The organism is Paracoccus sp. 22332 (assembly GCF_052045125.1).
Taxonomy (GTDB): Bacteria; Pseudomonadota; Alphaproteobacteria; order Rhodobacterales; family Rhodobacteraceae; genus Paracoccus; species Paracoccus haematequi_A.
In genome coordinates, this window is record NZ_JBQEOI010000046.1 from 12,919 (window position 1) to 20,799 (window position 7,881).

General features: G+C 59.6%; 10 protein-coding genes. 9 read left to right on the forward strand and 1 reads right to left on the reverse strand.

The genetic code is table 11. The features are described from left to right. Positions 1–297: 297 nt before the first annotated feature. From ACTJI6_RS20895 to ACTJI6_RS20935, 9 genes are all read left to right on the forward strand, one after another. Positions 298–1,353 (forward strand): Rieske 2Fe-2S domain-containing protein, encoded by a 1,056-nt coding sequence (locus tag ACTJI6_RS20895; RefSeq protein ID WP_377764202.1) that lies wholly within the window; start codon positions 298–300, stop codon positions 1,351–1,353. A gap of 5 nt (positions 1,354–1,358) precedes the next feature. Further along, positions 1,359–2,180 carry a hypothetical protein gene (locus tag ACTJI6_RS20900; RefSeq protein ID WP_198590221.1) on the forward strand — a complete coding sequence of 274 codons (822 nt, stop codon included), beginning with the start codon at positions 1,359–1,361 and terminating at the stop codon, positions 2,178–2,180. Beyond that, on the forward strand, positions 2,177–2,710 hold the full coding sequence (locus ACTJI6_RS20905; RefSeq protein WP_157935971.1) for a Rieske 2Fe-2S domain-containing protein: 534 nt from the start codon (positions 2,177–2,179) through the stop codon (positions 2,708–2,710). Before ACTJI6_RS20900 ends, ACTJI6_RS20905 begins: the two co-directional genes overlap by 4 nt. Further along, positions 2,707–3,348 carry a glutathione S-transferase family protein gene (locus ACTJI6_RS20910; RefSeq protein WP_080621505.1) on the forward strand — a complete coding sequence of 214 codons (642 nt, stop codon included), beginning with the start codon at positions 2,707–2,709 and terminating at the stop codon, positions 3,346–3,348. The genes ACTJI6_RS20905 and ACTJI6_RS20910 overlap by 4 nt, the downstream gene beginning before the upstream one ends. A 122-nt stretch (positions 3,349–3,470) precedes the next feature. After that, the gene (locus ACTJI6_RS20915; RefSeq protein ID WP_440803352.1) at positions 3,471–4,292 is read left to right on the forward strand and encodes a PDR/VanB family oxidoreductase; all 822 of its coding nucleotides are present in this window, start codon (positions 3,471–3,473) and stop codon (positions 4,290–4,292) included. Between the two features lies 1 nt (position 4,293). Next, a complete protein-coding gene (locus tag ACTJI6_RS20920; RefSeq protein ID WP_080621503.1) occupies positions 4,294–4,527 on the forward strand; it encodes a hypothetical protein in 234 nt (77 codons plus the stop codon). Positions 4,528–4,637: 110 nt separating this feature from the next. Beyond that, positions 4,638–5,309, forward strand: a complete 672-nt coding sequence (locus tag ACTJI6_RS20925) for a Rieske (2Fe-2S) protein (protein WP_101753501.1) — start codon at positions 4,638–4,640, stop codon at positions 5,307–5,309. Between the two features lie 57 nt (positions 5,310–5,366). Beyond that, positions 5,367–6,221: an aromatic ring-hydroxylating dioxygenase subunit alpha gene (locus ACTJI6_RS20930; RefSeq protein ID WP_440803354.1), complete on the forward strand. Its 855-nt coding sequence runs from the start codon at positions 5,367–5,369 to the stop codon at positions 6,219–6,221. Between the two features lies 1 nt (position 6,222). Then, positions 6,223–6,849, forward strand: a complete 627-nt coding sequence (locus ACTJI6_RS20935) for a glutathione S-transferase family protein (protein ID WP_080621498.1) — start codon at positions 6,223–6,225, stop codon at positions 6,847–6,849. Positions 6,850–7,167: 318 nt separating this feature from the next. On the opposite strand, the gene istB is transcribed toward ACTJI6_RS20935, so the two are convergent. Beyond that, on the reverse strand, positions 7,168–7,881 hold a 714-nt coding region (istB, locus tag ACTJI6_RS20940), incomplete at its 5' end, for an IS21-like element helper ATPase IstB (RefSeq protein WP_440803190.1).

The window sequence follows — 7,881 nt, forward strand, 5'->3', positions numbered from 1 at the left end:
CGCTTTGTCCGACGCGCCACGCTCGCACCATAGTGTCCACCATCTATAGCGGACACTATCTCCCACGCTCACCGCGCGGCAGGGCAGTCAGACCGGACGCTTACGCATTCAGCGACAGGCGAATGTGATTGCTTGGATTGCGAATCGCCCCTGATCGACAGTGCTGCCCAGAATTTCCTAATTTTTCGTTCAGAATACGAAACCCAAGGTACAAGTTAACGCACTTTTTGAAACGCACTTCCTTCCGTTAGGTTTGTATGAAGCAACTATTCCAATGGTAGCTAATCGGGGAGAATAATGAACGCTTTGACTCCACTCACCGCAGATCAAAGCTATCTGCGTCATTTCTGGCATCCGGTCGCAACCGTGAAAGAACTCGAGGCTGCCGATCCGGCAGGCAACGGTCCGATCGGTAGGACGCTTCTGGACGAACCGCTGGTCATCGCGAAGCTGGACGGAAAATACGTCGCCATGCGAGACCGCTGCGCGCATCGCTACGCGAAACTGTCCGTCGGGAAGGTGCTTGAGAACAACCGCATCCAATGTCCGTATCACGGCTGGGAATATGGTGCCAGCGGCCGCTGCGAACTTATGCCGGCCTGTCCCAGCGACGCGATCCCTAAAAAGGCGTTTACGCCCGCCTATGCCTGCGAAGAGCGGTACGGAATCATCTGGGTCCGCCTCGACAGCTCGTGGGATTGCACGAACATCCCTTACTGCGAAGCTTGGGAAAACCCCGAATTCAAGCGTCAAATCATCGCGGAGCCCTACAACTGGGACAGCTCGGCCGAACGCCGCTGGGAAAACTTCACCGATTTTTCGCACTTCGCCTATGTGCATCCGGGCACCCTCTATGACCCGGCATATTCGGAACCGGCGATCGTGCCCGTTGACCGCGTGGACGGGGAACTTCGCTTCTTCATGGAGCCGGGCCGCGACATGCTGGACACGCTGCCGGACGATAGCCCGCTGGGAAGCTGGAACTACCGGAACTCCATGCCGTTCAGCGTCAACCTGTCGATCAGGTTGTACAAGAACGACAAGCCTTTCCTTCTCTGGACCACCTCCAGCCCGATCTCACAGAACTCGTGCCGCAACTTCATGATCATCGCGCATACCGAAGACGACTTGCCCGACAGCCAGCCGCTCGACTTCCAGAAGCTCGTCTTGGCCGAAGACCAGCCGGTCATCGAGACGCAGCCTGGCCCGATCTACCTGGACGAGGTTTCGCTGCCGACGGACAAGATCTCGAACCAGTACCGGAAATGGCTGCGCGAACTGTCCACTGCCGCGGCAAAGGGCGAAGAAGCGTTCAAAGCGGCACTGTTCACCGACGTCACCGAAAGCAAGTGACCGGCATGAACGAACGTGAAGACCCGATGGTCTGGAACCGTTGGTACCCGCTTGGGTCGCCAACGGACATCCGGCGGAGGAATGCGACAAGGACCCGGCTGCTGGGCCATGACATCGACCTGGAAATCCACAAGACCTGGATTTCCGTGTCGAGCGACTCCCGGCCTTTGCCGGTGACCGAGCGGCTGGGATATATCTGGACAAGCCTTGGCAAGCCCGACGGCCCCCCGCAGCAGTTGCTGGAATATTACGAGGTCGATCGCCTGGTCATGAACATCTGGTCCACGCCCATCAAATGTTCGGGCCTGCGGATCGTTGACAACGTGATCGACAACGCACATTTCCCCTTTCTGCATCCCAATATCCTGGGCGATGAGGATCACCTTGATCTGGTTCCGGGACAGGCCAGCGTCGATGCGGCGGGTGCGCTGTGGCTGAAATCGCAGAAGGCCTGGCTGCCGCTGATCAACTCGGTCGCGGAATACACCTACCGGATTTCGGACCCTTATTCGGTCGTTCTTTTCATCCATCGCCCGTCGACACCGGGCCGATACGACTATCTTGGCATATTCGCACAGCCTTTGGATGAAGAAAACTTTATCGCGCACAAACTGCTTGCGTGGATAAAGGAAGACTGGATGGATGAGCGTCAGTTGAAAGCCGACCAGCAGAGCATCTCGGCGCAGGACAAATATGTTCTCGAACGGCATGTCCACAAGAAGTTGCCGCTCAACGGTGCGGAAACCTCGATCGAGGTGGACAGCCCTTCGCTGAACTACCGCGAATGGCTGCGGGCCAACAATGTATCCTATGGGGCGATGACATGACCTCATATGTTGTTGCAATCGAAAAAGACGTCCGCGACGGCTCGATCGTCAGGTCGATGATGGGCGACAAGCCCCTGGTCATCTGGCGGGGCGCCAGCGGCGCGATCAACGTCTGGCTGGATCTTTGTCCGCACCGCTCCGTAAGGCTCAGCGCCGGACGGAACATGGGGGAATACCTCGAAGGCGTATATCATGGCTGGCGATTCGACGAATCGGGCAAGGTGACGCTGGTTCCCGCGCTGCGGGGGCGCCCGTCCCAGGACATAAGCGCGACCGTCTATTCCACCGCCGTGGCGGACGGCTTTGTCTGGGCAAGCGAGAAAGAATGCTCGCCCACTGGCAGCACAGGCAAGCCTTGCTATCCGGTTCACATCGCGGCACCGGTCGATCAGGTCAGACTGCATGTCGATTCCAGCGTCGATCGTCTTACCCCCTGGGGCGTCGATGGAACGATGGTTTACCCGACCGGCGATCCGGCGCAAAGGCGCGCAGAACTGTCGGCGATCCGGCGCAGATTGGAGGCGTCATGATACAGCTCCATGACTACCCGCTTTCGGGAAACTGCTTCAAGGTCCGGTTCCTGCTGGATCAGCTGGGCCTGGAATACCAGTCGGTCCTTGTCGACTTTTATCCGGGATACGAACACAAATCGCCGCGGTTCCTTAGCATAAACCCGCTGGGGCAGCTTCCGGCCATCACGGATAAAGGTCAAACGGTTCGCGATGCGCAGGCCATCCTAGTCTATCTTGCCGCCGCTTACGACACGTCCGGGAAATGGTTTCCGCGCGATCACCAGGGCGCGGTCTATCAATGGCTCGCCTTCGCGGACCAGTTGACGGGCTCCATCTCGGCTGCGCGGCTGCATGATGCGATGTTCTATCGGCTGGACGTGAACAAGGCCCGGACCGAAGGCATCAGGCTGCTGCGGATCATCGACGAACATCTCTGGTTCGCCGAAAGAGACGGCCATGACTGGCTGCTGCCGTTACCGCATCCGACCATCGCGGATATCGCCTGCCTTCCCTATATTGCACTTGCCGAAGAAGGTGGCATCGACCTGGCTCCGTTTTTTTCCGTTTCACGGTGGATGGAGCGCTTCATGAGACTCGAGAAGTTCAAGCCGATGCCCGGCATGATGCCTCTTCAAATGCCGAAGGAAACGCCGTGAACACTCAACGTGTAAAGATCAGGCGGATCGTAGAGCAGACGCCCGAAATCCGTTCGTTCGAACTGGTCCCCTGCGATGGATCGTCTGTCAAATTCACACCAGGCGACCATATTGAGGTCCGCGTGGGCGACGGTCTCGTCCGTCAATACTCGCTCTGGAACGCCCCCACCGACTGCGATGCCTATCATATCGGCGTAAAGCGCGAAACGAACGGCCGCGGCGGATCGGTTGCGATGCACGCGCTGAACGAAGGCGACGAGATCGAGGTTGGCCTGCCACGGAACAACTTCGAGCTTCGCTCGGACGAGGGTCCGGTGATCCTGATCGCCGGCGGCATCGGCATCACCCCGGTGCTGGCGATGGCGCGCCATCTTCAGTCCGTGAACCGCAAATGCGTTTTGCACCTGTTCGCCCGAAGCGCCGAACATGTGCCGTTCAAAAGCGAACTCGCCACCCTGGACGACGCTCCAATCTATCTTGGCCTTGTTCCGCCGACGCTCAACGCAGTTCTGACCGGGATCCTGTCCGATCCGCCCGTCGATGCTCGCCTGTATTTCTGCGGACCCGGACCCTTTATGGACCTGATCGAGCAACTGGCGAATAACTGCGGCTGGAAAAGCGACCGCGTCCACCTGGAACGGTTCAGCGTCGATGCGGCCACGCTGGAACTCGACGGCGACAGCTTCGAGGTGGTGCTGCAGAAATCGGGTGTCACCCTGACGGTCGAGGAAGACCAGACCATCATCGGCGCGATGGAGGCTGCCGGGCTGGAGCCGATGACATCCTGCGAACAGGGGGTTTGCGGCACCTGCCTGACCACCGTTCTGGAGGGCGAACCGGATCACCGCGATTTCTACCTCAATCCGGCCGAGAAGGAATCAGGGACGCTGATCCTGCCTTGCGTGTCGCGTTGCAAGGGCAAGAAGCTGGTGCTGGACCTGTGACATGGTAACACGGCGCGTATCTCTTGAGGGAGCTCTCAAGACCGAGTCCTGCCTTGCCATGATCAGCCACTTTGCTCGGCGTCTTTCGTTGTCGAGCACGATCACAAGCGCGACCCCCAGTTACATCACGCTGATCCTGACCGGGGATGAACGCCTTATCGACATGTTCGAGATTGCCTGCTGGCTCGGACCGGACGACGTAAACATCGACACGATCACGCTTGAGACTGTCTGACGCGGTACAGAATCGAAGCCCGGCGCCGCGAAGGACGCTAAAACGGACGGGCTGGACTACAGCCCAACCGACCAGTGTCCAGGGCTGAAAACACAGAAATGGGGAGTAAAATGAAACCTTCAGAACTGGAAGCCGGGTGGTTCCCTGCCGGACTTCAGAACTACGTCCTTCCCAAGACGGCAGGACGTGTCGTGATCGCCGACAACGACATCGCCCTGTGGCGCGGTGAGGACGGCCAGATCCGCGCATGGGAAAACAGATGCCCCCACCGGGGCATGCGCCTGTCCTACGGCATCGTCCGGGGCAACACGCTGACATGCCTGTATCATGGCTGGTCCTATGACGGGGCGGGTGCCTGCGCGGGCATCCCGGCGCATCCTGACCTGACTCCGCCCAAGACGATCCGCGCCAAGGCCTATCGCGCGGCGGATTCCGGCGGGTTCATCTGGGTTGCAAACTCGGGCGAGACGACGGCGGCGCCGTCGATCGATGGCGACTGGGTTCCCAACCGTTCGGTCCATATCGACCTTGCCCCGGCTAGCCTGAATGAGCTTGCCAAAGGCATTGGCGCCGAACTGGTATCGAAGATCACCGATCACGCCGCGATCGTCCGCGTTCCCGAAGTGGAGGGAAAAGTCCTTTTGGCGTTCCTGGACATGAAGGAACACGGGGCGATGATCCACACCTCGGTTCCGGCCAGTGCATCGGAGGATGTCGTGATCGCCGTCAGCAAGCTGTCCACCCGTCTGCGGCAGGTATTCAAGGCGTCAAGCGCCGCTTGATAGGCATCGCAGCCTAGCAAGTTGATCGTCTCACTTCGACAAGCGAGGAGAAACACTATGACACCCGACACTTTCACCCGTTCGCAATGGTATGCAATCGGTCGCCTTCCCGATTTCGAAGGTGCGGAAGCGAAACCCGTCCGACTGCTTTCGCAGGATCTGACCGTGAGCGACGCGGCTGGCGTTCTTTCGGTGAACGATGCCGATGGGCGCAGCCTTCTGACGCAGATCCGCTACGGCCATCTCTGGACCACGCTGAGCGATACGCCGCGCCCGCTTTATGACATGCCGGAGTTCGACGAGCCGGACCGGCGTCTTGTGACCGCAGGTGGCGTGGGCGTTCGCTGCTCGGGACTGCGCTGCGTCGAGAACTTCCTCGACATGGCTCATTTTCCCTTCGTTCACACCGACATCCTCGGCGTGGAAGAACATCCGAGCGTCGAGAACTACGACGTCAGCATGGATGCGGAAAAGGACGAAATCTGGGCGACCAAATGCAAGTTCTTCCAGCCCATGGCTTCCGCGGCGGCATCGGGCGGCCAGATGACCGAATACAAGTATCGCGTCCCGCATCCCTATTCGACGATCCTGTACAAGACCTGCCCGATCCGAGAGAATGTCTGGGATCTGGTCGGGCTGTTCATCCAGCCCGTGGAAGAGGACGAGTGTATCGTCCACTCGTTCATTCTGGTCTTTGACGAGGAAAACACCGACACCGGCCTTCTCCACTTCCAGCAGAACATCTTCCTGCAGGACCGGATGATCCTCGAGAACCAGGTTCCCCGGAAGCTGCCGCTCGATCCCCGTTGGGAATTGCCGACCCGCGCGGACGCGTCCTCGATCGCCTACCGCCGCTGGCTGAAGGCCAATGAACTTCAGTGGGGGGTCGCCCTCTTCAACGAGGCGGCATGAGATGAAGCTGTTTGACTATGTCCTGTCCGGCAATTGCTACAAGATACGGCTGTTGCTGGATTTTCTTGAGCTTTCCCATGAAAAGCAAGCCGTGGACTTCTTTCCGGGTCGTGAACACAAGTCCGATGCATTCCTCCAGATAAATCCGTTGGGACAGATCCCGGTTCTGGAGGACGACGGAGCCTATATCCGGGATGCGCAGGCCATTCTCGTGTATCTCGCCTCGCGCTACGATCCGACAGGAACGTGGTGGCCGGTCAACGATCCGTCCGAACTGGGTCGGGTCGCGCAATGGCTGGCCTTCGCTGATAGCATCACGTCCACGGCCTCGGCGGCGCGGCTGCATGACGTGCTGGGCTATGACCTCGATGTGGCGCAGGCAAGGGCCGACGCTCACAAGCTGTTCCGTGTCCTGGATGACCATCTGGCCAACCAGGAACTGCAAGGGTTCAACTGGATCGCGGGATCACGCCCCACGGTGGCGGATATCGCGTGCTTCCCCTATGTGGCGCTGGCAGGGGACGGCGGCATCGAGCTATTCTACTACCCAGCGATCCAACGCTGGATACGCAGGTTCGTCAATCTTCCGCGCTTCAAGCTGATGCCCGGGATCAACATCTTCGACTGACCCTGTCGGGATGCGATGACCGGGAACGTCACCTGCCATCAGGATGCCGTTCTCGGTCTTTTATTTCTGACCCGCTCCGATCACGCAAAGGATGAAACATGCTCTTGCACGGCATAGAGTGTCGGCTTATGCAGCCTGCTAGGCTTCGCTGCTGCGTAGGATCTCTTCGATGTCAACGGCGGTGCAAAACCCGGCCACTCGGCGGCGTAAAACCAGGCCAGGTGGCGGTGGCCTGCGCCATGGCGCGCGCGCTTACCATAGAGCTGGCGCGTGCCATGGCGCATTGGCCCCTTGGGGCCAAATCGAGGCGATCTGATCTCAGGACTTTTGATGCCGCTTTCGGGCAGTGCTGTTGGCGAGGCGATAACTCTCGCCGTTCATTTCGAGGATGCTGACGTGGTGGGTCAGCCGGTCGAGCAGTGCGCCGGTGAGGCGCTCGGAGCCGAAGGTCTCGGTCCATTCATCGAAGGGCATATTGCTGGTGATCAGGGTTGAGCCGCGCTCGTAGCGGTGCGAGATCAGCTCGAATAGCAATTCGGCGCCGGTCTTGGACAGCGGCACGAAGCCCAGTTCGTCGACGATCAGCAACTTGACGGCAGCCATCTGCTTCTGAAAGCGAAGCAGGCGACGTTCGTCGCGGGCCTCCATCAGTTCGTTGACCAGGGCTGCGGCGGTGGTGAAGCCAACGGAGAGCCCCCTCTGGCAAGCCGCCAGTCCGAGGCCAAGGGCAATGTGCGTCTTGCCCGTGCCGCTTGGGCCGAGGGCAATGACGTTCTCGCGCCGCTCGATCCATTCGCAGCGGGCCAGTTCCAGCACCTGCATCTTGTTGAGCTTCGGGATGGCGCTGAAGTCGAAGCTGTCGAGGCTTTTGACCGTAGGGAACCTGGCGGCCTTGATGCGGCGCTCGACCATCCGCCGCTCCCGGTCAACCAACTCCAGTTCGACAAGCCGGGCGAGATACCGGACATGGTCCATGCCTTCGGCCGCGCATTGCCAGGCCAGCTTCTGATGTTCCCGCAGGAATGTCGGCAG